The 25,490-nt window shown below is 67.9% G+C and carries 24 protein-coding genes; 13 read left to right on the top strand and 11 right to left on the bottom strand.

Annotated features, from left to right (window positions below; all coding sequences use genetic code 11):
• Window positions 1-54 precede the first annotated feature (54 nt).
• Window positions 55-330, top strand: a complete 276-nt coding sequence (locus AB8810_RS20325) for a hypothetical protein (RefSeq protein ID WP_369914689.1) — start codon at window positions 55-57, stop codon at window positions 328-330.
• Window positions 331-483: 153 nt separating this feature from the next.
• Here the strand turns inward: AB8810_RS20325 and AB8810_RS20320 are convergent, their stop codons facing one another.
• Complete coding sequence (locus AB8810_RS20320; RefSeq protein ID WP_179568776.1) at window positions 484-1,311, bottom strand: hypothetical protein; 828 nt, start codon at window positions 1,309-1,311, stop codon at window positions 484-486.
• Window positions 1,312-1,744: 433 nt separating this feature from the next.
• On the opposite strand from AB8810_RS20320, the gene AB8810_RS20315 reads away from it, so the two are divergent.
• The 10 genes from AB8810_RS20315 to AB8810_RS20270 all read left to right on the top strand — a co-directional run bounded on the left by AB8810_RS20315 (window position 1,745) and on the right by AB8810_RS20270 (window position 10,123).
• A complete protein-coding gene (locus AB8810_RS20315) occupies window positions 1,745-2,110 on the top strand; it encodes an ATP synthase subunit I (protein WP_179568774.1) in 366 nt (121 codons plus the stop codon).
• A 27-nt stretch (window positions 2,111-2,137) separates the two neighbouring features.
• A complete protein-coding gene (gene atpB, locus AB8810_RS20310) occupies window positions 2,138-2,932 on the top strand; it encodes a F0F1 ATP synthase subunit A (RefSeq protein ID WP_179568772.1) in 795 nt (264 codons plus the stop codon).
• 78 nt (window positions 2,933-3,010) lie between these two features.
• Window positions 3,011-3,310: a F0F1 ATP synthase subunit C gene (gene atpE, locus AB8810_RS20305; protein WP_046978353.1), complete on the top strand. Its 300-nt coding sequence runs from the start codon at window positions 3,011-3,013 to the stop codon at window positions 3,308-3,310.
• Between the two features lie 117 nt (window positions 3,311-3,427).
• On the top strand, window positions 3,428-3,898 hold the full coding sequence (locus tag AB8810_RS20300; protein WP_179568770.1) for a F0F1 ATP synthase subunit B: 471 nt from the start codon (window positions 3,428-3,430) through the stop codon (window positions 3,896-3,898).
• 1 nt (window position 3,899) lies between these two features.
• The gene (locus tag AB8810_RS20295; protein ID WP_179568768.1) at window positions 3,900-4,427 is read left to right on the top strand and encodes a F0F1 ATP synthase subunit delta; all 528 of its coding nucleotides are present in this window, start codon (window positions 3,900-3,902) and stop codon (window positions 4,425-4,427) included.
• A 147-nt stretch (window positions 4,428-4,574) separates the two neighbouring features.
• On the top strand, window positions 4,575-6,122 hold the full coding sequence (atpA, locus tag AB8810_RS20290) for a F0F1 ATP synthase subunit alpha (protein ID WP_179568766.1): 1,548 nt from the start codon (window positions 4,575-4,577) through the stop codon (window positions 6,120-6,122).
• Window positions 6,123-6,239: 117 nt separating this feature from the next.
• Window positions 6,240-7,103 carry a F0F1 ATP synthase subunit gamma gene (gene atpG, locus AB8810_RS20285; protein WP_145705144.1) on the top strand — a complete coding sequence of 288 codons (864 nt, stop codon included), beginning with the start codon at window positions 6,240-6,242 and terminating at the stop codon, window positions 7,101-7,103.
• A gap of 122 nt (window positions 7,104-7,225) precedes the next feature.
• On the top strand, window positions 7,226-8,632 hold the full coding sequence (gene atpD / locus AB8810_RS20280; RefSeq protein WP_179568762.1) for a F0F1 ATP synthase subunit beta: 1,407 nt from the start codon (window positions 7,226-7,228) through the stop codon (window positions 8,630-8,632).
• 174 nt (window positions 8,633-8,806) lie between these two features.
• Entirely contained in the window at window positions 8,807-9,229 is a 423-nt protein-coding gene (locus AB8810_RS20275) for a F0F1 ATP synthase subunit epsilon (RefSeq protein ID WP_179568760.1), read from the top strand.
• A 321-nt stretch (window positions 9,230-9,550) separates the two neighbouring features.
• Entirely contained in the window at window positions 9,551-10,123 is a 573-nt protein-coding gene (locus AB8810_RS20270; RefSeq protein WP_179568758.1) for a chorismate mutase, read from the top strand.
• 184 nt (window positions 10,124-10,307) lie between these two features.
• Here AB8810_RS20270 and AB8810_RS20265 read toward each other — a convergent pair whose 3' ends face one another.
• Window positions 10,308-10,691, bottom strand: coding sequence for a GtrA family protein (locus AB8810_RS20265; protein ID WP_179568756.1), 384 nt, complete (start codon window positions 10,689-10,691; stop codon window positions 10,308-10,310).
• A 144-nt stretch (window positions 10,692-10,835) separates the two neighbouring features.
• On the opposite strand from AB8810_RS20265, the gene glmU reads away from it, so the two are divergent.
• Window positions 10,836-12,200 carry a bifunctional UDP-N-acetylglucosamine diphosphorylase/glucosamine-1-phosphate N-acetyltransferase GlmU gene (glmU, locus tag AB8810_RS20260; RefSeq protein WP_179568754.1) on the top strand — a complete coding sequence of 455 codons (1,365 nt, stop codon included), beginning with the start codon at window positions 10,836-10,838 and terminating at the stop codon, window positions 12,198-12,200.
• Window positions 12,201-12,320: 120 nt separating this feature from the next.
• Window positions 12,321-13,277: a right-handed parallel beta-helix repeat-containing protein gene (locus AB8810_RS20255; protein WP_369914687.1), complete on the top strand. Its 957-nt coding sequence runs from the start codon at window positions 12,321-12,323 to the stop codon at window positions 13,275-13,277.
• A 368-nt stretch (window positions 13,278-13,645) separates the two neighbouring features.
• On the opposite strand, the gene AB8810_RS20250 is transcribed toward AB8810_RS20255, so the two are convergent.
• The 9 genes from AB8810_RS20250 to AB8810_RS20210 form a co-directional block, all read right to left on the bottom strand.
• A complete protein-coding gene (locus tag AB8810_RS20250; protein ID WP_206259243.1) occupies window positions 13,646-14,998 on the bottom strand; it encodes a HAMP domain-containing sensor histidine kinase in 1,353 nt (450 codons plus the stop codon).
• Window positions 14,995-16,332: a sigma-54 dependent transcriptional regulator gene (locus AB8810_RS20245; protein WP_206230467.1), complete on the bottom strand. Its 1,338-nt coding sequence runs from the start codon at window positions 16,330-16,332 to the stop codon at window positions 14,995-14,997. Before AB8810_RS20245 ends, AB8810_RS20250 begins: the two co-directional genes overlap by 4 nt.
• A 157-nt stretch (window positions 16,333-16,489) precedes the next feature.
• Entirely contained in the window at window positions 16,490-17,662 is a 1,173-nt protein-coding gene (locus AB8810_RS20240; RefSeq protein ID WP_369914686.1) for an ABC transporter permease, read from the bottom strand.
• 17 nt (window positions 17,663-17,679) lie between these two features.
• Window positions 17,680-18,912 carry an ABC transporter permease gene (locus AB8810_RS20235; RefSeq protein ID WP_206230469.1) on the bottom strand — a complete coding sequence of 411 codons (1,233 nt, stop codon included), beginning with the start codon at window positions 18,910-18,912 and terminating at the stop codon, window positions 17,680-17,682.
• Between the two features lies 1 nt (window position 18,913).
• Complete coding sequence (locus tag AB8810_RS20230; RefSeq protein ID WP_369914685.1) at window positions 18,914-20,242, bottom strand: ABC transporter permease; 1,329 nt, start codon at window positions 20,240-20,242, stop codon at window positions 18,914-18,916.
• A 39-nt stretch (window positions 20,243-20,281) separates the two neighbouring features.
• The gene (locus AB8810_RS20225) at window positions 20,282-21,508 is read right to left on the bottom strand and encodes an ABC transporter permease (RefSeq protein WP_369914684.1); all 1,227 of its coding nucleotides are present in this window, start codon (window positions 21,506-21,508) and stop codon (window positions 20,282-20,284) included.
• A gap of 38 nt (window positions 21,509-21,546) precedes the next feature.
• A complete protein-coding gene (locus AB8810_RS20220; RefSeq protein ID WP_369914683.1) occupies window positions 21,547-22,848 on the bottom strand; it encodes an ABC transporter permease in 1,302 nt (433 codons plus the stop codon).
• A 50-nt stretch (window positions 22,849-22,898) separates the two neighbouring features.
• Window positions 22,899-24,125 (bottom strand): ABC transporter permease, encoded by a 1,227-nt coding sequence (locus AB8810_RS20215; RefSeq protein WP_369914682.1) that lies wholly within the window; start codon window positions 24,123-24,125, stop codon window positions 22,899-22,901.
• 64 nt (window positions 24,126-24,189) lie between these two features.
• Entirely contained in the window at window positions 24,190-25,488 is a 1,299-nt protein-coding gene (locus AB8810_RS20210) for an ABC transporter permease (protein WP_369914681.1), read from the bottom strand.
• Window positions 25,489-25,490 lie beyond the last annotated feature (2 nt).

The following is a 25,490-nucleotide window of genomic DNA, read 5'->3' as shown; positions in this document are numbered from 1 at the left end:
TCGCGGGGCGTCGTCCTGTCTGCGCGGCACCGCGCCGCGATTGCGGAGAATGCGATGCACACGCAGTCGTTGTGTTCCGAACTGCAGGCGCTGCTGGAGCGCGAGCTGGGCCAGGGCAACCGCATGCAGGAGCCGCCGCATCGGACCGACTGGCCCGAGCCCGGCTCGGTGTTCGTGGCCTTGCGGCACGATCTGCGCAGCGCCGTGGGCAGCCTGCCCGCGGCGGTACGCCATTCGGTGTGCCGCGATCCGCACTACGGTTGGCACGACGAGTGCTACTGCGAGATTCACCGGCACCTGCTGGTGGCGGGCGTGACCAAGCCGCCGTGAGCGGTGTCCGCCGCACCCGCGCCGGCATCGCCGTCCAGGCCGCCGCAGGATCCGACTGCCTGCCAACCGGTCCCATAAACGACAAACCCCCGCATCGCTGCGGGGGTTTGCGTTGAAGCTCTTTGCGAGTCCCGAGTCCGAGTCCCGAAGGAATCAGAACGCGAAGGTCACACCGGCCACCGGGCCCTTGAACTCCTGCTTCAGGCCGACATTGGTCAGCGAGGCGGAGTTGGAGTCGGTCTCGCGGTCCACGTCCAGCTTGAACCAGTCGTAGCCGGCGAAGATGCCGAAGTTCTTGGTGAAGCGGTACTCGGCGATGGCATTGGCGCGGCTCAGGTCGCCGTCGTACTTGCCGAAATCGCCCCACTTGGTGTTGACGTACTGGCCCTGCACGCTGAACAGCCAATGCTCGTTCGGCTGCGCGGTGAAGCGCAGGCCGACCACCGGCGCGGCGCCGTCTTCGCTCTCGTCGATGAAGGTGCCCGAATACAGGTCGCCCAGGTCGGCGTAGGCATTGGCCTGGACCTTGGCCCACTCGGCGCCGATCTGCAGGCCCATGCTGAACTGCGGGGTGTCGATCACCGAGTAGTCGTACACCAGGCTGGCCACCTGGTACTTCATCTCGCCCTTGACGAAGCTGCCGGCCGGTACGGTGACGCCGTCGTAGCTGAGGTTCTCGCCCAGTTCCTCGCGGCGGTCCTTGTCGTACTTGAAGTAGTCGAAGATCAGGCGCTGGCGGGTGCTGATGCGGAACACGCCGTCCACGCGCGGCTCCCATTCCTTGCCGCCGAAGTCGAAGTCCTGCGAACCGGAGATCTCGTTGCCGGCGATGGTGGTGTTGCCGCGCAGGGTGTTGTCGTTGTCCACGTTCATCGCGCCGAGGCGGATGGTGAAGCGGTCGTCGGTGTCGGCGGCGTGGGCGGGAAGGGCGTAGGCGGCGGCGAGCGCGCACGGCAACGCAAGGGCGAGCAAATGTTTCATAGGGGGCGAAGCTCCGTCATCTGGGGATGGATGCGCCGATGGCGAGCGCCACCGCGTGCCGCAACTATCCTTAAAACCGTGTCCACCATCCGTGAAGGTATGGAGGTGGCATCGGTCACGGAATCGCAGGCAAAAAGAAGAGCCCCGGTCGCCCGGGGCTCCATGGGTCCGCGCTGCAAATCGACGAGGATGGGCGCAGTCCCTGCATGATCGGACCGGAGGCGGGAGGAAAAGTTCCCACGCAAATCCCTGTTGCGATGCATCAATGCGGGCCGCGGTGCGGGTCCGCGACGTGCTATCGTTGGCGGCTTGGCTGGATCCGGGGACGGCCGCGACCTTTGGCGGTTGTCTCGCAAATTGTCCCATTGCTATAATTCCGCGGCTCGACGGACGCGAAGACGTCCTCAACCCACCACCAACTGCAGGATTTTCTGTGCTGAACTCCGTTGATGCGGGTCGGCGGCTGATGCTGCGCGCAGCGATTTACCCGCTGGTGGCGGTGGCCGTGGTTTCCCTGGCGTTCCTGCTGCTGGGGCCGAAGTACGCCATGGGCGCTGCCGCAACCGGGCTGGCGACGGTGGCGGGAGGATGGCTGGCGGCACGCACCGCGTTGAGCGGCGGCGTGCAGGCGGCTGGTGCGGCGATGGCGCGGTTGATCGTGGCCATGGTGCTGAAGTGGGTGTTGGTATTCGCGGTACTCGCGCTGGGCTTTGCCTGGTGGCGGCTGCCTCCTCTGGCCCTGTTGGCGGGTATCGCCACCGGGCTGATGTTCCAGGTTCTGGCTCTGGCCAGACGTTGATCGAATCACGATAAAGGCTCAGGACTCATGGCGGGCGAGGAAGCAACCCCTACCTCCTACATCCAGCACCACCTGCAAAACCTCACCTTCCAGGTGCAGGAGGGCGGGTTCTGGCAGGTGCACGTCGATACCCTGGTCATGTCGGTGCTGTCCGGCCTGCTGATGGTGTTCGGCTTCTGGATCGCCACGCGCAAGGCCACCGCCGGCGTGCCGGGCAAGTGGCAGGCGTTCGTGGAGATCCTGCTGGAGTTCGTCGACCGCCAGGCCAAGGACACCTACCACGGCACCAGCAAGCTGGTGACCCCGATCGCGATCACCCTGTTCTTCTGGATCCTGATGATGAACCTCATCAAGATGATCCCGGCGGACTTCATCGCGATCCCGCTGAGCTGGGCCGGCGTGCACTACTGGAAGCCGGTGCCCACCGCCGACGTCAACGCCACCCTGGGCATGTCGATCAGCGTGTTCTTCCTGATGATTTTCTTCTCGCTGCGCTCCAAGGGCGTGGGCGGGATGACCAAGGAATTCCTGACCGCCCCGTTCGGCAAGTGGATGCTGCCGTTCAACCTGATCCTCAATATCGTCGAGTGGCTGAGCAAGCCGATCTCCCTGGCGATGCGACTGTTCGGCAACATGTTCGGCGGCGAGATCGTGTTCCTGCTGATCTGGGTGCTGGGCGGTGCCGGCATCGTCGGCGCACTGGCCGGCGGCGCGTTCGGCTTCGGCTGGATGCTGTTCCACCTGCTGGTGATCCCGCTGCAGGCCTTCATCTTCATGATGCTGTCCATCGTGTATCTGAGCCTGGCGGAAGACAGCCACTGACGTTTCTGCTTCACGCGTTTTAAGCAACCCTTCGTTCGATTCACCATCCTCAAGCAACTTTAGTTCTCGGAGAAAACCATGTACTTCGCCGTCCTGACCAACCTCGCCCAAGTCCAGAGCTCCACCGTCCTCGCCGTCGGCATCATGATCGGCCTGGCCGCGCTGGGTGCCGGCCTCGGTCTGGCCATCATGGCCGGCAAGTTCCTGGAGTCGGCCGCGCGCCAGCCGGAACTGATCCCGGTGCTGCAGGTGCGCATGTTCATCACCGCCGGCCTGATCGACGCCGCGTTCATCATCAGCGTCGCGGTCGGCCTGCTGTTCGCGTTCGCCAACCCGATGATCGGCGAGTTCGTGTCGCGCCTGCCGCAGGGCGGCTGATCCAGTAGCACCGGCGGACGGTCGCAGCGATGCGGCCGCCCCGCTGCGGATGAAGGTTCGGACGCGCCCGCCGCGATGGCGGCGCGTCCACCCCGTCACTTTGGCTGAGCGTACCCAATGAATATCGGTCTCACCCTCTTTGCCCAGGCGCTGGCGTTTGCCGGTCTGATCTGGATCGTCGCGACCAAGATCTGGCCGCCGCTGATGCAGGCCATCGAAGAGCGCCAACAGAAGATCGCCGAAGGCCTCGCCGCCGCCGATCGCAGTCAGAAGGATCTGGCGCAGGCGCAGGAAAAGGTCAACGAAGCGCTGAAAGACGCACGCGTCAAGGCCAACGAGATCATCGATCAGGCCCACGCGCGCGCCAACCAGATCGTCGAAGCGGCCAAGAACGAGGCGATCGCCGAGGCCAACCGGCAGAAGGATCTGGCCCAGGCCGAGATCGACGCCGCGGCCAACCGTGCGCGCGAGGACCTGCGTCGCCAGGTGTCGCTGCTGGCGGTGAGCGGTGCGGAAAAGCTGCTCAAGCGCGAAATCGACGCCAACGCCCACAAGGCGCTGCTCGACGAGCTGGCGGCGGAGATCTGAGATGAGCCAGGCCCTCACACTGGCGCGTCCGTATGCCCGCGCCGCGTTCGCCGCGGCCAGCGATGCCGGCAAGCTCGCGCCATGGTCGCAGGCCTTGGCGTTCTCCGCCCAGGTCGCCGCCGATCCGCGCGTGGCGGCGTTGCTGCACAACCCGCAGCTGCAGCGCGAGCAGGCGGTGGCGCTGCTGGCGCCGCAGGTGGCCGACGAGCAGTACGCGCGCTTCCTGAGCCTGCTGGCCGAAGGGCAGCGGCTGCCGCTGCTGCCCGAGATCGCCGGGCTGTACGATCAGCTGCGTGCCGAGGCTGAATGCGTGGTCAAGGCCAACGTGACCTCGGCCACCCAGCTGAGCGACGCGGAGGTGGCCTCGTTGAAGGTGGCGTTGAAGCAGCGCTTCGGCCGCGAGGTCGAGATCACCACGGCGGTGGACGCTTCGCTGATCGGCGGCGCGGTGATCGACGCCGGCGACGTGGTCATCGACGGTTCGCTGAAAGGCAAGCTGTCGCGCCTGCAATCCGCACTGGCCCATTAAGAAGCGGGAATGGCGAATAGAGAAGAGAGAACCCGGCCCGGCGGCGACGCCACCAGCGATTCCCGATTCCCCATTCCCGATTCTCAAAGAAGCTAACCACACGTCGCCATCCGCCTTCGCGCGGTGGACGATCCGAAGGAAACCAAGATGGCAACCACGCTCAATCCCTCCGAAATCAGCGAACTGATCAAGAACCGCATCGAGCAGGTCAAGCTGACTGCGGAGTCGCGCAACGAAGGCACGGTCACCAGCGTGTCCGACGGCATCGTGCGCATCTTCGGCCTGGCCGACGTGATGCAGGGCGAAATGATCGAACTGCCGAACGAGACCTACGCCCTGGCGCTGAACCTGGAGCGCGACTCGGTCGGCGCCGTGGTGCTCGGCGACTACGAGAACCTGCGCGAAGGCGACGTGGCCAAGACCACCGGCCGCATCCTGGAAGTGCCGGTGGGCAAGGAACTGCTCGGCCGCGTAGTCAACGCGCTGGGCGAGCCGATCGACGGCAAGGGCCCGCTGGGCACCTCGCAGACCGCGCCGGTGGAGCGCGTGGCGCCGGGCGTGATCTGGCGCAAGTCGGTCGACCAGCCGGTGCAGACCGGCTACAAGTCGGTCGACGCGATGATCCCGATCGGCCGCGGCCAGCGCGAGCTGGTCATCGGCGACCGCCAGACCGGCAAGACCGCGCTGGCGATCGATGCGGTGATCAACCAGAAGACCACCGGCATCAAGTGCGTGTACGTGGCGATCGGGCAGAAGGCCTCGACCGTGGCCAACATCGTGCGCAAGCTGGAAGAGAACGGCGCGCTGGCGCACACCATCGTGGTCGCCGCGACCGCCTCCGAATCGGCGGCGATGCAGTACATCAGCGCCTACGCCGGCTGCACCATGGGCGAGTACTTCATGGACCGCGGCGAAGACGCGCTGATCGTGTACGACGATCTGTCCAAGCAGGCCGTGGCCTACCGCCAGATCTCGCTGCTGCTGAAGCGCCCGCCGGGCCGCGAAGCGTATCCGGGCGACGTGTTCTACCTGCACAGCCGCCTGCTGGAGCGCGCCGCGCGCGTGTCCGAGGACTACGTGGAGAAGTTCACCAACGGCGAAGTGAAGGGCAAGACCGGTTCGCTGACCGCGCTGCCGATCATCGAAACCCAGGCCGGCGACGTGTCCGCGTTCGTGCCGACCAACGTGATCTCGATCACCGACGGCCAGATCTTCCTGGAAACCGACCTGTTCAACGCCGGCATCCGTCCGGCGGTGAACGCCGGCATCTCGGTGTCGCGCGTCGGCGGCGCCGCGCAGACCAAGATCATCAAGAAGCTCTCCGGCGGCATCCGCATCTCGCTGGCGCAGTACCGCGAGCTGGCGGCGTTCGCGCAGTTCGCCTCGGACCTGGACGAAGCCACCCGCAAGCAGCTCGAGCGCGGCCAGCGCGTCACCGAGCTGATGAAGCAGAAGCAGTACCTGCCGATGTCCATCGCCAACCAGGCGCTGTCGATCTACGCGGTCAACGAAGGCTTCCTGGACGACGTGCCGGTCAACAAGATCGGCGCGTTCGAGGAAGGCCTGCACGCGCACTTCGCCAACACCGCCGGCGAGCTGATCGCCAAGGTCAACGACAGCGGCGACTGGAACGGCGAGATCGAAGCGGCGTTCAAGAAGGGCATCGGCGAGTTCAAGACCACGGGCAGCTGGTAATCCAGCTGCAGGGAATCGGGAATCGAGAATAGGGAATCGTAGGAGCGGGATCCGGGCGTTTGCCCATTCCCGATTCTCCATTCCCCATTCCCACGAAGCGAGCGGAGCGAGCGAGAAATGGCAGGCGGACGCGAAATCAAAACCAAGATCAAGAGCGTGCAGAACACCCGCAAGGTGACGCGCGCGCTCGAGATGGTCTCGGCCTCCAAGATCCGCAAGGCGCAGGATCGGATGAAGACCTCGCGCCCGTACGCGCAGGCGATGAAGCAGGTGATCGGGCATCTGGCGCAGGCCAGCACCGACTACACGCATCCGTTCCTGGTGCAGCGCGACGCGGTCAAGCGCGTCGGCTACATCGTGATCTCCTCCGATCGCGGCCTGGCCGGCGGCCTCAACAACAACCTGTTCCGCAAGATGCTGGGCGAAGTGCGCCAGTGGCAGGACAAGGGCGCCGGCATCGACGTGGTCACCATCGGCCAGAAGGCCTCGGTGTTCTTCCGCCGGCTCAAGGTCGACATGGTTGGCAGCGTCAGCCACCTCGGCGACGTGCCGCAGCTGGAACAGCTGATCGGCGTGATCAAGGTGATGCTGGATGCGTTCACCGAGGGCAAGGTCGACCGCGTCTACCTGGTCTACAACCGCTTCGTGAACACGATGACGCAGAAGGCCAGCTTCGACCAGCTGCTGCCGCTGCCGGCGGCGGAGAACCAGGTCGCGCACCACGACTGGGACTACCTGTACGAACCCGATGCCGCGACCGTGCTGGAGCACGTGATGACGCGCTACATCGAGTCGCTGGTGTACCAGGCGGTGCTGGAGAACGTGGCCTCCGAGCATGCCGCGCGCATGGTCGCGATGAAGGCGGCCAGCGACAACGCCAACAAGCTGATCAGCACCTTGCAGCTGATCTACAACAAGGCGCGCCAGGCGGCGATTACCCAGGAAATTTCCGAGATCGTCGGCGGCGCAGCCGCTGTGTAGCCGGGAATGGGGAATGGAGAAACGGGAATGGTCGAAGCAGCAGCGCTTGATCTTCCCATTCCCGATTCCCCTTTCCCCATTCCCGACACCAGATTCGCATAGACATTAGTGGAGTTATCCAAATGAGTCAGGGCAAGATCGTTCAGATCATCGGCGCGGTCGTCGACGTCGAATTCGCGCGTGCCGATGTGCCGAAGATTTACGACGCACTGAAGGTCGAGGGCACGGCCATCACGCTGGAAGTCCAGCAGCAGCTGGGCGACGGCATCGTGCGCACCATCGCGCTCGGTTCCACCGACGGCCTCAAGCGCAACCTGCTGGCGACCAACACCGGCCGCGCGATCTCGGTGCCGGTCGGCCCGGGCACGCTGGGCCGGATCATGGACGTGCTGGGCCGCCCGATCGACGAGGCCGGCGACGTGCAGGCCACCGACCATTGGGAAATCCACCGCGCCGCGCCGAGCTACGAAGACCAGTCCTCGGCCACCGAGCTGCTGGAAACCGGCATCAAGGTCATCGACCTGATGTGCCCGTTCGCCAAGGGCGGCAAGGTCGGCCTGTTCGGCGGCGCCGGCGTCGGCAAGACCGTCAACATGATGGAACTGATCAACAACATCGCCAAGGCGCACTCGGGTCTGTCCGTGTTCGCCGGCGTGGGCGAGCGTACCCGCGAGGGCAACGACTTCTACCACGAGATGAAGGACTCCAACGTCCTGGACAAGGTCGCGATGGTGTACGGCCAGATGAACGAGCCGCCGGGCAACCGTCTGCGCGTGGCGCTGACCGGCCTGACCATGGCCGAGTACTTCCGCGACGAGAAGGACGAGAACGGCAAGGGCAAGGACGTGCTGCTGTTCGTCGACAACATCTACCGCTACACCCTGGCCGGTACCGAAGTGTCGGCGCTGCTGGGCCGCATGCCGTCGGCGGTGGGCTACCAGCCGACCCTGGCCGAGGAAATGGGCGTGCTGCAGGAGCGCATCACCTCGACCAAGACCGGCTCGATCACCTCGATCCAGGCCGTGTACGTGCCCGCGGACGATTACACCGACCCGTCGCCGGCGACCACCTTCGCCCACCTCGACTCGACCGTCGCGCTGTCGCGCAGCATCGCCTCGCTGGGTATCTACCCGGCGGTGGATCCGCTGGATTCGACCTCGCGCATGATGGATCCGAACGTGATCGGCCACGAGCACTACGACACCGCCCGCCGCGTGCAGATGACCCTGCAGAAGTACAAGGAACTGAAGGACATCATCGCGATCCTGGGCATGGACGAGCTGTCCGAAGAAGACAAGCAGTCGGTGTCGCGCGCGCGCAAGATCGAGCGCTTCTTCAGCCAGCCGTTCCACGTGGCCGAAGTGTTCACCGGCTCGCCGGGCAAGTATGTGTCGCTGAAGGACACCATCCGCGGCTTCAAGGGCATCGTCGAAGGCGAGTACGACCACCTGCCGGAGCAGGCGTTCTACATGGTCGGCAGCATCGAAGAAGCGGTCGAGAAGGCCAAGAAGATGGCCGAGAAGGCCTGATCTGGATCCCGGCCGCGTGGCGGCCGGAATCCGGGAATGGGGAATCGGGAATCGAGAATCGCAAAGGCGGGACACGTGGCATCCGAGGCATCGCGTAGTGGTTAAGAGAAGGCAGCTCGCTTCTCCCATTCCCGATTCCCGGCTCCCGATTCCCGCCTCACCCAGTGAGGCACCATGAGCACCATCCGTTGCGACATCGTCAGCGCCGAGCATGAGATCTACCACGGTGAAGCGACCCTGGTGGTCGCCACCGGCGAGCTGGGCGAGCTGGGCATCGCGCCCAAGCACGCGCCGCTGATCACCCGGCTCAAGCCCGGCAAGGTGGTGGTCACCACCGCCAGCGGCGAGCAGCTGGATTTCGCTATTTCCGGCGGCATCCTCGAGGTGCAGCCGCAGGTGGTGACCATCCTGGCCGACACCGCGATCCGCGCGCAGGACATCGACGAGGCGTCGGTGCGCAAGGCCAAGGAAGACGCCGAGCGCATGCTGGCCAACCGCGGCGAGGGCATCGACGTGGCCGAGGCGCAGGCCAAGCTGGCGGAAGTCACCGCGCAGCTGCAGGCGCTGGAACGCCTGCGCAAGAACCTCAAGCACTGAGTCTCGCGGCGCGCGCCGTCTGGCGCAGGCATGCGACGAAGACGCCGGCGACTGCCGGCGTTTTTCGTTTGTGGGCCACGTCCGCTGTACGCCGTGCCGTTTCGCAGCGGCGAGGAGCGCAGCTGCCGTCTCGCGCGTAGCGCCGGCATCGCCGCAACAGTGACGCGGCGCACGGCGCAGGCTTTATCGCCGCTGACTCGGCGGCGCCGGCGCGCGCCAGGCGCGGCGCGATGCAATGAAAACGTCCTCCGGCTTCGGCAAGATGGCCGCCCGATCTGCGGATTCATTCCCCCACGCAGACGGTTTTTCAGGAGAGACCCGATGACCGCTTCCGTCGCTGCCACACTCCCGCGCGTGCTGAGCGCGCTGCTGGCCGGCACTGCCATGCTGGGCTGCGCGATGCCCGCGCGCAGCGCCACGCCGCTGGAACCGCTGCTCGACCGCATCGTCGAGCGCAACGCGATCGGCGACCAGGTGGCGCTGAGCAAATGGGACAGCGGCAAGCCGGTGCTGGACGCCACGCGCGAAGCCGCGGTGCTGGCCAGCGTGCGCGAGCAGGCGCCGGCGCACGGCGTGGATGCGGACGATGCGGCGCGCTTCTTCGGCATGCAGATCGAGTCCAACAAGCTGGTGCAATACCAGTTGCTGGAACGCTGGCGGCTGCGCGGCCGCGCCCCCGACCAGCCGCGTCCGGATCTGACCGCGTTGCGTGCGCGGCTGGACCAGCTGCAGGGCGAAATGCTGGACGCCTTGCAGGCCAGCGCTGCGGCGCGGCAGGCGCCGGAGTGTCCCGCGGCGACCGCGCGCGCGGCCGAGGCCTATGCGCTGCGCTGGCAGCTGGACCAGGTCCATCGCACCGCGCTGGTGCGCAGCCTGGGCGATTTCTGCCACTGAGCGAGGCGAGCGGGGCGCAGTCGTCCCGATTGCACCGGCATGCGGCCTGCGCGGTCGAGGGCGCGCGGGCCGCGCCGTGCGCAGCGGCCTGTTTTTTGTAGGAGCGTTCAGCCGCGACGGGCGTTGCCGAGAGTGCCTGTTGCGGCTGAAGCCGCTCCTACAGGGGTGTGCTGCGTGCTGCGCCTTAGCGGTACACCACGTGCCGCCCCACGAAGAACGACAGCACCGCCAGCAGGCCTTCGACCACCGGCTTGGCCAGCCAGGCCAGGCGCAGGCCCAGCGCGTCCACGCACAGCGCCACCAGCCAGGTGCTGAGCAGGGTCATCAGGATCCACACCGCCATGAAGCGGCCGAACCGCTGCCAGCCCAGGCGCGCGCCGTCGCCGCTGGCGAAGGTGATGCGGCCGTTGAGCCAGAAGCCGAGCAGGGCGCCGCACACGCGGCCGAGCACGTTGGCCGGGATCGGCGGCATGCCGGCGGCGGTCGCCGCGACGAACACGCTCCAGTCGATCAGCAGTTGCAGCAATCCGATCACGACGAATTGACTGCCCTGGCGCAGCAGACTCATGGAAGCCCTGGGTTGGGATCAAGCGCGCATGCTAGCGTCTGCCACGCAGATGTAAATGCCGCGGCGTCGCGACGCTGCGGGCGTTGCGGCACGCTGACGTGGCTGCCTCTAAAATCCCCGTCTGACCCGGAATGGAACTTCCCCATGAGCCTGCCCCTGCACGTCGTGATCCTTGCCGCCGGCGCGGGCAAGCGGATGAAGTCCGCCAAGCCCAAGGTGCTGCAACCCATCGCCGGCCGGCCGATGCTGGCCCACGTGATCGACACCGCGCGCCAGTTGCAGCCGGCGGCGATCCATGTGGTCTACGGCCATGGCGGCGACGCGGTGCGCGCGGCCTTCGGCGACCAGCCGGATCTGCTGTGGGCCGAGCAGGCGCAGCAGCTGGGCACTGGGCATGCGGTGCAGCAGGCGATGGCCGAGGTGCCGGATGCGGCCACGGTGCTGGTGCTGTACGGCGACGTGCCGCTGATCCGCGCCGACACCTTGTTGCGCCTGCTGCACTCGCCGGGGCGGCTGGCGGTACTGGTGGCCGAACCCGACGATCCCAGCGGCTACGGCCGCATCGTGCGCGACGCGGCAGGCAAGGTCGCGGCGATCGTGGAGCACAAGGATGCCGACGACGATCAACGCCGCATCCGCGCCATCAACACCGGCATCGTCACCGCCGAATCCACCGCGCTCAAGCGCTGGCTGGCGCAATTGCGCAGCGACAACGCGCAGGGCGAGTATTACCTGACCGACGTGTTCGCCGCCGCCGCCGCCGAATTCACCCCGGCGGAGATGGTGCTGGTGGCCGATCCGATCGAGGCCGAGGGCGCCAACGACCCGTGGCAGCTGGCGCAGCTGGAGCGCGCCTGGCAGCTGCGCGCGGCGCGTGCGCTGTGCGAGCAGGGGGCGCACCTGCTCGATCCGAACCGGCTGGACCAGCGCGGCCGCGTGCGCGTGGGCCGCGACGTGTGCATCGACGTGAACGTGGTGCTGGAAGGCGAGGTGGAACTGGGCGACGGGGTCAGCATCGGCCCGTTCGTGCGGCTGAAGGACGTGGTGCTGGGGCCGGGTACCGAAGTGCGCGCGCACTGCGACCTGGAAGGCGTGGTCACCGAGGGCGCGGTGATGATCGGTCCGTTCGCGCGGCTGCGGCCGGGCACGGTGCTGGCCGACGGCGTGCACATCGGCAACTTCGTCGAGACCAAGAAGGCGGTGCTCGGCGTCGGCAGCAAGGCCAATCATCTGAGTTATCTGGGCGATGCGACGATCGGCAGCGGGGTCAACATCGGCGCCGGCACCATCACCTGCAACTACGACGGCGTGAACAAGTCGCAGACCACGATCGGCGACGACGTCTTCGTCGGCTCCAACAGCGCGCTGGTGGCGCCGCTGACGATCGGTGCCGGCGCGACCATCGGCGCCGGGTCGGTGATCACGCGCGACGCGCCGGCCGGCCAGCTCACCGTGGCGCGGGCGCGGCAGGCGACGCACGAAGACTGGAAGCGGCCGAAGAAGAAATAGCCGCCAGCGCGCGCAGGGCGGCGCGTGACAGGCATCGCAGCCGCACGCGCGGAGCCGCGCTAAGGTGGCGCGGCTGGCCGGATCCGGCGCCAGCGTCGCAACGCTCCATGGAGGTGTTCGATGTCGGTACGACGCATGCGCTGGTGGGTCCTGGTGTTGCTGATGGCGGCGAGCGTCGTGCACGCGCAGACCTTCCGCCTGTACCTGGCGCCCGACGGCGACGATGCCGCGGCCGGGACCAGCGCCGCGACCGCCTTGAAGACATTGAGCGCCGCGCAGCAACGGCTGCTGGCGCAGCCGCCGCCGGCCGCGGTGGAAATCGTGGTCGCGCCCGGGACCTATCTGGGCCAGTCGGTACGCTGGACGTTCCGCAACGGCGCGCCGCTGCGCATCGTCGCCGCCTCCGGTGCAGGCACGATGCCGCACTTCGACGGACGCGGCGGCGGCACCTGGTTCACCCTGCGCGGTGGCGGCAACCAGTGCACCCAGCTGCAGTTCGTCGGCCTGGAGGTCAGCGACTACTGGATGGCGATGGATCTGGGCAGCAGCAACGCGGCCGCCGACGGCAACGCCGGCAACGAGATCCGCGGCATGCGCTTCACCCGCATCGGCGGCATCCACGGCCAGGGCGATCCGGCGTACTCGTATGCGGCGATCCGCTTGCAGAACTCGCGCGACAACGTCATCGCCGACAATCAGTTCAGCGCGATCGAGAACAGCAAGGAAACCTCCGGCTACATCCATGCGCTGTATCTCGCGCGGCATTCGACCGGCAATACCGTCGAGGGCAACAGTTTCACCGACGTCAACGGCGACGTGGTGCGCACCCGCGATGCGTCCGACGATACCCAGGTGCGCGGCAACCATTTCGTGCGCGCCGGCAAGTACGCCGCGTTCTCCGACTGGTTCGATCCGGAGCAGGGCGAATGTCCGTCGCAGGGCGGGCGCTTCGTCGACAACACGGTCGGCGTCGGCTATTACGGCGCGATACCCGCGACCGCCACGACCGGAGCCGACGACGCCTGCGGCGCGCTGGGCACACCGCGCATCGTCGAGAGCGGCACCGTGCACGAGTAGAACTGGGGGTCGCAACGGCGAATCTGCGGCATGCAGTGCGATGAGGAAATTTGTGGGAGCGACTTCAGTCGCGACGGGTGTTACCGGTAGAGCCCGTCGCGACTGAAGTCGCTCCTACAGTGGCAACATCACGTGGCATCGCCTGGATCGAAATGCGCTAGCTCGCCGATGCCAGCGGCAACGGCACCGCCATTCCGGCGCGATTCCCGCCAGCGCCACGGCCGGCGCCGACGCCGTGCATCGTCGAGCGGCACCGGACACGATTGAGCACGTATGCACCCTTGTAGGAGCGGCTTCAGCCGCGACAGGTTCTACCGGAAATGTCTGTCGCGGCTGAAGCCGCTCCTACAGGGATGCGTGAGGCGTCATCAGCCCGCCGACGCCAGCGGCAATTGCACCGCCACACACAGCCCGCCTTCGTCGCGGTTCTGCAGCGACAGGCGGCCGCCGTGCGCTTCGACGATCTCGCGGGTCAGCGCCAGGCCCAGGCCGGTGCCGTTGCGCTTGGTGGAATAGAACGGCATCAGCGCGTTGTGCAGCACCGCTTCGTTCATGCCGCTGCCGCGGTCCAGCACCTCGATGCGCAGCCATTCGGGGCGGGTGGAGACGCGGATGCGCACGCTGTCGGCCGGCGCCAGGCCCTCGGGACTGGACTCGTGCGCGTTCTTGACCAGGTTCAGCAGCGCCTGCTGCAGCTGCGCCGGGTCGACCCGGCTGTGCAGGTCGGGCGCTTCCAGTTCCAGCGCGAACGGGATCTGCTGCTGCAGCCCACCCAGGAACTGCGCCCAGTGCACGGTCTGCAACTGCGGCTGCGGCAGCTTGGCGAAGCGCGCGTAGCCGCGGATGAAGCCTTCCAGGTGCCGCGCGCGCTCTTCGATGGTGCCGAAGACTTCCTCCAGCCGCTCCACCTTCTGCCGCCGCACCAGCTCGGCGCCGGAGTGCGCCAGCGAGGCGATCGGCGCCAGCGAGTTGTTCAATTCGTGGCTGATCACCCGGATCACCTTCTTCCAGGTATGCACTTCCTGGCGGCGCAGTTCGGCGGTGAGCAGGCGGATCAGCAGCAGTTCGTGCGGGCGGCCGTTGAGACGGAAGCGGCGCCGCGACAGATGGTAGACCTGCTCCTCTTCCGGATCCTCCTCGTCGTCGATGGTGAACAGGCTGTCGCCGCCGCGCGCCACGGCCTCGCGCAGCGCCGGCGGCATGCCCAGCAGCAGGTCGTCCAGGCGCTGGCCTTCCAGCTTCCAGCCGCCGTGCAGCAGCTTGCGCGCGGCCAGGTTGGAGAACACCACGCGGCGCAGGCCGTCGCCGCCGTTGGAGGTCAGCAGCATCGCCACCGGCGTGTTCTGCACCATGGTGTCGAGCATCAGTTCGCGCTGCGCCAGGCCCTGGCGTTGCTCGCGCAGGATCTCGCCCAGCTGCCGGTGCGCGGCGACCATCTCGCCCAGTTCGTCGTCGCCGCGCCAGTGCACGCCGAAGTTGTATTCGCCGTCGCGGTAGCTGCTGACGGTCCCGGCCAGGGCGCGGAACAGCGAGCGCATCGGCGCGGTGGCGCGGCGCAGCGTCCACCACATCAGCACCAGCAGCGACAGCGCCGAGAAGGTCACCACTTCCCAGCCGCGGTCCATCCAGTACGCCAGCAGCCACGGCATCGCCGCGGCCAGCGCCAGCACCGGCAACAGGCGCAGGAACAGGCCGACGGTGAACGAGCGGCGCAGTTTCATTCGCGCGGGATTCCGTAGCGGTCCATGCGCCGGTACAGCGCCTGCCGGCTCATGCCCAGTTCGGCCGCGGCCTGGGCGATGACGCCGTTGGCGCGGCCGAGCACCGCGACGATGCGCTCGCGGTCCGGTTCGGCGCCGGGTGCGGCACGCTGCGCTGCGGGCTTGGGCAGGTTGAGGTCGGCGGCCTCGATCACGCGGCCGCCGGCCAGCAGTTCGGCGCGCTGGACGACGTTGCGCAGCTCGCGCACGTTGCCGGGCCAGGCGTGCCGCTGCAGCGCCTGGGCGGCGCCGGCCGACAGCGGCTTGGCGCCGGACAGGAAGTGCTCGGCCAGCGGCAGGATGTCGCCGGGCCGGTCGGCCAGCGCCGGCAGCGACAGCTCCACCGCGTTGAGCCGGTAGTACAGATCCTCGCGAAACGTGCCGTCGCGGATCATCGCGGTCAGGTCGGCATTGGTGGCGCTGATCACCCGCACCTTGACCTGGCGCTCGCGGTTGGAGCCCAGCCGTTCGAAACGCCCGGTCTCCAGCACGCGCAGCAGCTTCATCTGCCCGGCCAGCGACAGGTTGCCGATCTCGTCCAGGAACAGGGTGCCGCCGTCGGCGGCCTCGAACTTGCCTTCGCGGACCTTGTTGGCGCCGGTGTAGGCGCCGGCCTCGGCGCCGAACAGCTCGGCTTCGATCAGTTCGGCCGGAATCGCGCCGCAGTTCAGCGCCACGAACGGGCCTTGTCGCATCGGCGAGTTGGCCTGGACGATCTCGGCGATCTTCTCCTTGCCGCTGCCGTTGGGGCCGGTGATCAGCACCGGCAGTTCCGAGCGCGCGACCTGGCAGGCCAGGGCGATGGCGCGCTCGCTGGCCGGATCGGCGAACACCGCGCCGCGCAGGTCGTAGCGCTGCGCCAGCTGCTGGCGATGGCGGCGTTCGCCGTCGCGGCGCCGTTCCAGTTCGCGCCGCGCTTCGGACAGCTCCAGCAGGTTGTTGACCGTGGTCAGCAGCTTGCGGTCGTCCCAGGGCTTGGCCAGGTAGTCGGCGGCGCCGGCCTTGACCAGTTCCACCGCGCTGCTGAGCTGGGTCCAGGCGGTCAGCAGGATCACCGGCAGGTCCGGGTGGCGCGCGCGGATCGCATCGAACAGCGCCACGCCTTCCTCGCCCGAGGTGGTGTCGGCGGTGAAGTTCATGTCCTGCAGCACCAGGTCGATATCGCCCTCGGCCAGGCGCTGCAGGCCGGCATCCGGACTGTCTGCATGCACCGTCTCGATGTCGTGCAGCGAGAACAGCACTTCCAGCGCGGTGGCGACGGCGGGGTTGTCGTCGATGATCAGGATGCAGGGCATCGGGAACCTTGTCGGATGGCTTGGGCGGAACGGGCGAATGCCGGACGAAGCGGCATCATCGCAGTCCCGGTGTGGCTTGTCGTGTGCGCCAGCGGCCATCGGCGTGCGGCCGATGCCATCGCGGGCGCAGGGGATGTGGCGACTACGCGCATGCCCATCACCGATACGCCGCAGGCGACAGCCGCGCCGCGCGAACGGCCGGTCCGCGCATCGCCAGCCAGCCGGCAGCGAGCAACAGTGACGCGATGGCCAGGGCGTGCAGTGGCGGCGGCGACAGCGCTGCGGCATCCGGCAGGACCCGGCGCAGCAGCGCGGCGACGCCCGCGCCGATGGCGACGCCCAGGCCGCACAGCAGCAGGTTTTCCTGATGCAGCTGCCGGCGGATCTGCGCCGCGCGCGCGCCCAGCGCGCGACGCAACGCGATCTGCCGGTAACGCTGGCGCACCATCAGCTCGCTGATGGCGTAGACCGTCGCGGTCGTGGCGAGCAGCCACAGCGCCGCACCTGCCGCCAGCAGCATCAGCCGCTGGCGATGCAGGCGCCGTTGCTGCGAGCGCAGTTCGCCGGCGCTGCCCAGCTCGTGCATCCGCCCCGCTGCGATCCGCTGCGCATCCGCCCCCAGGCGCGCGCGGAGCTGCGTCGGATCGCCGTGCGCGATGCGCAGCACATACAGCGCGTCGCCGTCGTCGCGCAGGCGCAGCGCCAGGATGGCGCCGTCCTCGTCGCCGGTGCCCGGCGCGCGCAGCCGCTCGACGATGCCGACCACCCGTGCCGGCGGCCGGCCGCCCAGATACACCGCCTGTCCCACCGCGTCGCGGCCGGGGAACAGCCTCGCTGCCAGCGACTGGGTCAGGATCACCCGCTGCGCCAGGTCCAGCGCGGTGGGCGAGGCGAGGTCGCGGTACTCGTCGCTGGCGAAATCGCGGCCGCGCTGCAGGCGCAGACCCAGCGCCGCCACGAGTCCGGGACCGCCGAGGTAGGTGGTCACGCGGAACTGTCCGCCGGCGCCGTCGGCGCGCGGTCCCATCAGCGTGCTCCAGTGCTCGGGTCCGAACGGCAGCTGATTGATCGCCGCCACGTGCAGGACGCCGGGGATCGCGCGCAGTGCCGCCGCCTGGCGCTGCGCTTGCGCGGCGGACAAGCGGCCGTTGAGCCGCAGCGTCAGCAGATGCGCATCGTCGTCGATGCCGCTGGAGGCGTGCATCCGCGCATGCGCCTGCGACGCCAGCGTGCCCATGGCGAGCAGCACCGGATAGCCGAGCGCCATCTGCAGCACGATCAGCATCGCCAGCAGCGGGTGCCTGTACGGCGAGATCAGCAATCGATCCATGATCCGACGCGATCCGCTCAGGCGCTGCGTGTGGCGACCGCGGGCGGCACGGCGGCGGCGCGTTGTGCCGGCCACAGCACCGCCAGCTGGCCGAGCGCAAGCAAGGCCATGGCCGCCGCCGGCAGGTAGCCCGGCGGCAGGCGCGACAGGTCGTAGTGGCGCATCAGCGCCTGGTTGAGCAGCACTGCCAGCGCCATGCCCAGCACGCTGCCGCTGCCGACGATCAGCAGGTTCTCGGTCTGGAAGTAGCGCAGGATGTCGCGGCGGGTCGCGCCGATGGCGCGGCGAATGCCGATCTGGCGCGTGCGCTGCTGGACCCAGAAGCTGGCCAGCCCACCGATGCCCAGGGCGGTGACGAACAGCAGGCCCGTGGTCGCCGCGAGCAGCAGCCCGATCATGGTGGCATCGCGCTGGAAGTAGCGCTGCCGCACCTGCGCGAAACTGCGCCGCCCCTCGTTCGGAATCAGCCGCAGCGGGCCGGCCTTGGCCAGCACGCCGGCCGCGGCGGCCAACACCCGGTCGCGGTCTTGCGGGGCGCTGCGCAGCAGGTATTGCGTCTGCGAGCCCATGGGACGCTGTGGCGACAGCGCGACCAGGCGATCGACCGCGGCGCCGCGCAGCATCGGGCGCAGCAGGTCGTCGACCACGCCGACGACGGTGCTCTGGCTGTCGCCGTAGAGCGTCTTGCCGACGGCCGGCTGGTCCGGCCACAGCCGTTGCGCCAGCGCGCGGGTGACGATCAGCGCGCTGGGGGACGCGGTGGAGTATTCGTCGGCATGGAAATCGCGGCCGGCGACCAGGTGCGCGCCCATGGCCTGCACGAAACCTGGCGAGCCGACGTAATACGTGGCCTGGATGCAACCGGAAACGTCCATCGATCGCTGCGCGTTCGCACGTTCCAGCGCTTCCCGGTCGGCGCAGCCGCCATAGTCGTTGGCGCCGCCGGACAGCGGCATGCTGGCGCCGAACGCGGTCGCCGCCTTGACCCCGGGGATGCTGCGCAGCGCCAGCAGGTCGGCTTGCTGCTGGGCCTGCGCATTGTCGCTGCCCTGCAGGCCACGCACCGAGATCAGCGAGAGTTCGTCCTCGGGCAGGCCGCTCGGGGTCCGCAACCGTTCGATCCGGCCGCCGATCAGGAACACCGCGTTGGCGACGAAGGCGCAGGTCAGCGCGACCTGCAGCGTCAGCAGCGCGGCGGTGAGGCGATGGTGATGCAGGCTGGAGAGGATGGGGCGGATCGGCAGGTTCATGTCAGATGTCCTTGATCTGCAGGGCGGGGTTGATCCGGCTGGCCCGCCAGGCCGGCAGCAGGCCCGCAAGCAGCGCGGCGACCACCGCCAGGGCCACGGTGGCCAGCAGCATCTGCAGGTCCATCCGCGCGATCCTGGCGTAGTCGTCCGGGCGCTGGCGCACGCTCCACAATCCCAGTTCGGCGATCGCGGTTCCCAGTGCGCCGCCGAGCAGCCCGATCAGCGCGGCTTCGCTGCCGAACTGCAGGAGCATGTGGCCGCGCCGGGCGCCGAGCGCGCGGCGCACGCCGATCTCGCTGCCACGGCGCAGGAACTTCGCCAGCAGCAGGGCGATCACGTTGACCAGGCAGATCCACAGGAAGCCCAACGCCAGCAGCGTCTGCAGGCGCACGTCGTCGGGCACCATCCGCAGGTGGCGCAGCCAGTCCATCAACGCATACAGCCGGGCACGCTGCGGCGGGCGCTGGAAGCGTCCGCTGGCGTGCTGGGTCGCGGCATAGTCGTAGAGGAAGCGCTGGTAGGCGGCTACCTGCTGCGGCGTATCCAGCTGCACCCAGAACTGCAGCCAAGTGGTGGAAGGGTCCTTGAGGCGCGCCTGGTCGCTGCCACTGAACGCATCCCAGCTGCTGACGCTGCTGCTGGTGTCCAGGCCCAGTTCCATCGCGGTGGCCAGCGGGAGGAAGAAGTCGTCCTGCTGACCGAAGCCGCCCTTGCTGTTCGGGTCGGCATAGAACAGCGGTTGCGGATTCCATTGTCCGGCCACGCCGATCACCTGGAAGCCGATCCGCTGTTCGCCGAGCGCAACCCTCTGGCCGATCGGATCGCGTGCGCCGAACAGGGTGTCGGCCAGTGTGCGGCTCAGCACGATGACGCGGGCATGGTTCTGGTCATCGCTTGCGTTCCAGCCGTGTCCGCGTTGCAGCGGTATGCCGAACAGGGCGAAGAATTCGGCGGTGGCGTAGCGGCCGCTCAAGTCGAGCGGCGGACTGGTTGCGCGCTGCGGCCACAGCAGCGCCTGCCCGCCCGCCATTGCCGCCTGGTGGGTAGCGCGGTTTGCTCGCAGCAAGGCCATTGCGTCGGGCCAGGTGAGGTTGTCCGAAGGGTTGCCCCATTCCTGGCTCTCGGGGTAGCTGGCCGGCAATGGATCCAGGTGCGGGGCGTAGAGCGTGCCGCTCCTGCCCGGCAACGGATCGCGCGACATCACGTGCAGCACCGTCAGCATGGTCATGCTCGCGCCGATGCCCAGGCCGATCGCCAGCACCATCAATGCGGTGGCGATCGGCGTGCGCAGCAGACTGCGCCAGGCCATCGTCAGGGAGTAGTACAGCATCCGGACGTTCCTCGGTTGCGTGTCGTCGTCTGCGCTAGGTCAGGCGCTGCGCGTGGCCACCGCCGGCGGCACGCGGGTGGCGCGGCGCGCCGGCCCGAGCACCGCAAGCTGGCCGAGCAGCCACAGCGCCAGCGCGCCGACCGGCAGGTACCACAGCGGCAGCCGCGGCAGTTCGTAGGCGTTCATCAGCCACAGATTGGCGGTGTAGGCCAACAGCATGCCGAGCACGATGCCGGTGCTGGCGAGCAGGAAGTTCTCGGTCTGGAAATGCAGCAGGATCTGCCGGCAGGTGGCGCCGAGCGCACGGCGGATGCCGATCTGCTTGGTGCGCTGCTGCACCCAGAAACTGGTCAGGCCGACGATGCCCAGCGCGGTGATCATCAGCAGGGCCACGCAGACGCCGACCAGCAGCCAGGCCATGGACCGATCGTTGCGATAGTAGGCCGCGCGCGCCTCCTGCAAGGTCCTGCTGTCCTTGTTCTGGACCATGCGCCTGGGGCCGTGCGCCAGCAGGGCGGTACGCGCCTGCTTCAGTACTGCCTCGCGCTGCGCCGGGTCGTCGACCCGCAGCAGGTAGGTTCCATTGGTGTAGGGCATGTTCACCGGGAACAGCATCGCGTCCTCGTAATCGGCTGCGGTGCCGAAGTCGCGCGGCTGCACCAGGCGTTGCACGATGCCGACGATACGATGCTCGCCGAAGACATGGATGCTGCGGCCCAGCGCGGTCCCGTCCGGGAACAGGCGCTGCGCCAGCGCCTGGCTCAGGATCACCGCCGGCAGCGTGCCCTTGTCGTTGGGATCCTGCAGCCGTGCGTAGTCGAGGAATTCGTCCGCATTGAAACGGCGGCCGGCGACGAGCGTGAGCCCCAGCGTGTCCAGCAGCTGCGCATCGCCGAAGTAGTTGGTAGCGCGCAAGGTGCTGCGTTGCTGGTCGGCGCTGAGCGAGATGCCGCTGGACCCGACCGTGCTGCCGAACAACGGCTGGTTGACGACGCTGGCGTTGCGCACGCCGGGGATCCGGCGCAGGGCATCCAGATCCTCGCGGGTCAATGCGGCACTGTCGTCTTTCCTGTCCACGCTGCGGATGCGCAATTGCACGATCTGCTGTTCGACCGCCCCAGTGGGCCGTTGCATGCGTTCCAGGCGCAGGTTGATCAGGAACAACGCGTTGCACACCACGGCGCAGCTGAAGGCGATCTCCAGCACGATGAGCAGTGCGGCAATCTTGTGCTTGCGCAGGCTGGAGAGGATGGGGTGGATGTGCACGGCTGATGGTCCTGAAAGGGATGGAGGCGCGCGGCGCGTCATTGCGACTTGAGTTGCAGGGCGGTCTGCACGCGCATGGCCTGCCATGCCGGCAGCGCACCGGCCAGCAGACTGCTGGCCAAGGCCAACACCAGCGTGACCAGCAGCATGCTGCCGTCCATATGCGCCAGCGCCGCATAGTCGGCCGGTTGCCGCCGCACCAGCCACAGGCCGATCCAGGCGAACAGCAGGCCGAGCGCGCCGCCGGCCGCGCCGATCATCCCGGCCTCCACCAGGTGCTGTGCGAAGATCGCGCGGCGCGACGCACCGAGCGCGCGGCGCACGCCGATCTCGCCGCCATGGCGCATGAACTTGGCCAGCATCAGGCCGACGGTATTGAGTAGGCAGATGCCCAGGAACACCAGCGCCAACCACAGTTGCAGGCGCACGTCGGCAGGCACTGCGTGATTCCTGTCCAGCCAGGTCATCACGTCGCTCAGACGGATGTCCGCCGAATGGCTGAAGCGCCCGGCATCGTGCTGCTGGCGCGCGTAGCTGTCGAGATAGTCGCGGTACGCGGCCTGCTTGCCGGCGTCGCCCAGTTCGACCCAATACTGGATCCACACGCAGGGGGCGTTCTCGCCGTTCGGGCCGTTCGGACTGTCGCCCCAACAATCCATCGTGCCTCTGCTGCCGAGCTCCAGGTCGCGCGAGGTGGTGAACGGAACGAACACGTCCTCGCTGTCGGCGTAGGTCTCGTTGGTCATGTCGTAGAAACGCGGGTTCATGCTCCAGTCTTCGGTCACCCCGACGATGCGCAGCACCGTGTCGCCGATCTGCAGGTCCTTGCCGACGCTGTCGATATCGCCGAACACCTGCTCGTTCAGATGCCGCGAGATCACCGCGATTCGCGCACGCCGGCCATCGTCTTCGGCGGTCCAGGCATGGCCGTAGCGCATCGGCACGGCGAACATCGGGAAGAAATCGGCGCTGGTGTAGCGCGCCTCCACGGAAAACGGGGTCTGCTCCGCGCGCGCCGGCACCACGGTGACGCCGCCGGCGGACATCATCGCCTGGCGGTCGCCGCGCTTGTCGCGCAACAGCGCTTCGGCATCGCGGCGGGTCAGCTGCAGCGGTTCGGTTGCGCCCGGTTCGTACTTTTCGTCCGGATAGACGTTCATCTCCACATAGAACAGCTGCGCGCTCTTGCCCGGAATCGGATCGGCGGCCAGCACGTGGAACACGGTCAGCGTGGTCATCGACGCGCCGATGCCGACCGCGATGGCGAGCACCATCAACGCGGTCAGCAGCCGGTTGCGGCCGAAGCTGTGCAACGCCAGTTTGCAGTAGTAGCCGAACATGGGAAGTCCTGGAAAAAAAGGCCGGCATGACGCCGGCCAAAGGGGACGCTTCAAGCGCTGCGCGTGGCCACCGCCGGCGGCACCGCCGCGGCGCGGCGCGCCGGCGCGAACACCGCGATCTGGCCGAGCAGCCACAGGGTCAGCGCGCCGAACGGCAGGTAGTACAGCGGCAGCCGCGGCAGTTCGTACTTGCCCATCAGCCACTGGTTGATCGCGTAGGCCAGCAGCATGCCGAGCACGATGCCGGTGCTGGCCAGCAGGAAGTTCTCGGTCTGGAAGTAGCGCAGGATCTGCCCGCGGGTGGCGCCGAGCGCGCGGCGGATGCCGATCTGCCTGGTGCGCTGCTGTACCCAGAAACTGGCCAGGCCGACGATGCCCAGCGCGGTCACGATCAGCAGCGCGATGCACACCGCACCGAGCAGCCAGACCATCGCGCGGTCACCCTGGAAGTATTCGTCGCGGATCTCGGCATAGGTCTGCTGTTTCAGCACCAGGCGGCTGCTGTCCACCTTCATCAGCGCCGCGGTCGCCGCGGTAAGCACTTCCTGGCGCCGCGCCGGGTCGGTGACGCGCAGCACGTACAGGCCCTTGGTGTAGTTCAGGCGCAGCGGCAGCAGCATCGCGTAGTCGATCTCGGCCAGGCCGCTGGTCGCGGCCGGCCGCGCCAGCGTGTCCACGATGCCGACCACGCGCATCGGGATCTGTCCGGTATAGAGGGTCTTGCCGAGGGCATTCTGCCCAGGGAACATCTTCTCCGCGGTGGCACGATTGAGAATGATGGCGGTCCCTTTTTTCTGCGCGTCCTTGTCGGTTTGCGCGGTCTCCAGATCCAGGTATTCGTCGGGCGTGAAATCGCGCCCGGCCGCCAGCCGCAGGCCCAGTGTCTGCAGCGTGCCTTCTTCTGCCATGTACTGCGCCGCGTTGAGGGTGGGCCGCTCCTGGTCCGGGGTCAGCGCCAGGCTGGTGTTCCAGGAGTAGTGCACGAACGGCACCTGGTTGAGCACGGTCGCGTTGCGCACGCCGGGTACGGCGCGCAACGCGGCCAGGTCCTCGCGGGTCCTCGCGGCGGCGTTGACCTGCTGGCCGATGCCGCCCAGCGAGATCGTCACCAGTTCCGACTCGGCGATGCCGCTGGGCCGGTGCAGGGTCTCGATGCGGTTGCCGATCAGGAACAGCGCGTTGCACACGATGGCGCAGGCAAGCGCGATCTCCAGCACGATCAGCGCGGCGGCGGTCTTGTGCCGGCGCAGGGTGGAAAGGATGGGGCGGATGTCCATGGCGATAACCTTGTGAGGGACCTTCGTTGGCGGTCTGCCCGCCGCAGTGCGGCGGGGGCGATGGTCAGGACGATTTGAGCTGCAGCGCCGGCGCCACCTGGATCGCGCGCCAGGCCGGCAGCAGGCCGGCCAGCAGACTGGCGGCCAGGGCCAGGGCGAAGGTCAGTGCCAGCATCGTAGGGTCCAGATGGGCGAGCTTGGCGTAGCTGGAGGGCTGCTGGCGCACGGCCCACAGGCCGAGCACGGCCAGGCCGAGACCGGCGATACCGCCGGCCAGGCCGATGGTGCCGGCTTCGACCAGACACTGCGCGAAGATCGCGCGGCGCGAGGCGCCCAGCGCGCGGCGCACGCCGATCTCGCCGCTGCGGCGCAGGAACTTGGCCAGCAGCAGGCCGACGGTGTTGAGCAGGCATACCAAAAGAAAACCCATCGCCAGCCACAGCTGCAGGCGCACGTCGCCCGGCACCACTTCGTTGTGGTCCAGCCACTGCATCACGTTGCGCAGGCGCACGTTATTCGGACGCTGGAAGCGGCCGGCGGCGCGCTGCTGGTTGGAGTAGTTCTCGAGGTAGGCCTTATAGTCGGCGGCCTGCGCCGGGCTCTCCAGTTCCGCCCAGTACTGCATCCAGGAGCAAGGCGCATTGAGCGAGGTCTGATCGCCGTTGCTGTCGCCGAAGCAGTTCATGTTGCCGTTGCGCTCTATCTTCAGGTCCATCGCCACCGAGAACGGCAGGTAGGCCTGTTCGTCCGAACCGTAGGTGTTGGTGATGTCGTAGAAGCGCGGATTGGGAGCCCAGGTGTCGAGCACGCCGACGATGCGGAAGGTGTTCTGGTCCATGCGCAGTTCGCGGCCGACGCTGTCGGCGCCGTCGTACAGTTTTTCGTTGAGCTTCTTGCTGATGACCGCCACGCGCTCGTGCCGCTCGTCTTCCGTGCCGGTCCAGCCGTGGCCGTACAGGAACGGCGTGTCGAACATCGGGAAGAAGTCCGCCGAGGTGAAGCGCACTTCCGACTTGAACGGTTTCAGCCCGCTCTTGAGCGGTTCGATCGCCGCCGACCCACCGGTCATGATCGCCTGCCGCTTGGCGCGTTTCTCGCGCAGCAGCGTCTCCGCGTCGTAGCGCGTGTTCTGGAAGTCCGGCTCCTCGCCGGGCTGGAAGCCGGCTTTCGGCTGCGCATCGACCTGCACGTAGAACAGCCGATCGCTCTTGTGCGGGATCGGGTCGCCGGAGAGCACGTAGAACACGGTCAGCGTGGTCATGCTGGCGCCGATGCCCAGCGCGATGGCCAGCACCATCAGCGCGGTGAGGACCTTGTTGCGGCGGAAGCTGCGCAAGGCGAGGCGGAAGTAATAGCCGAACATGG

Source organism: Xanthomonas sp. NCPPB 3005, from assembly GCF_041228095.2.
Taxonomy (GTDB): Bacteria; Pseudomonadota; Gammaproteobacteria; order Xanthomonadales; family Xanthomonadaceae; genus Xanthomonas_A; species Xanthomonas_A bonasiae.
Note: the sequence above shows the minus strand (reverse complement) of the source record. Positions and strands in the feature narration are given on the sequence as shown.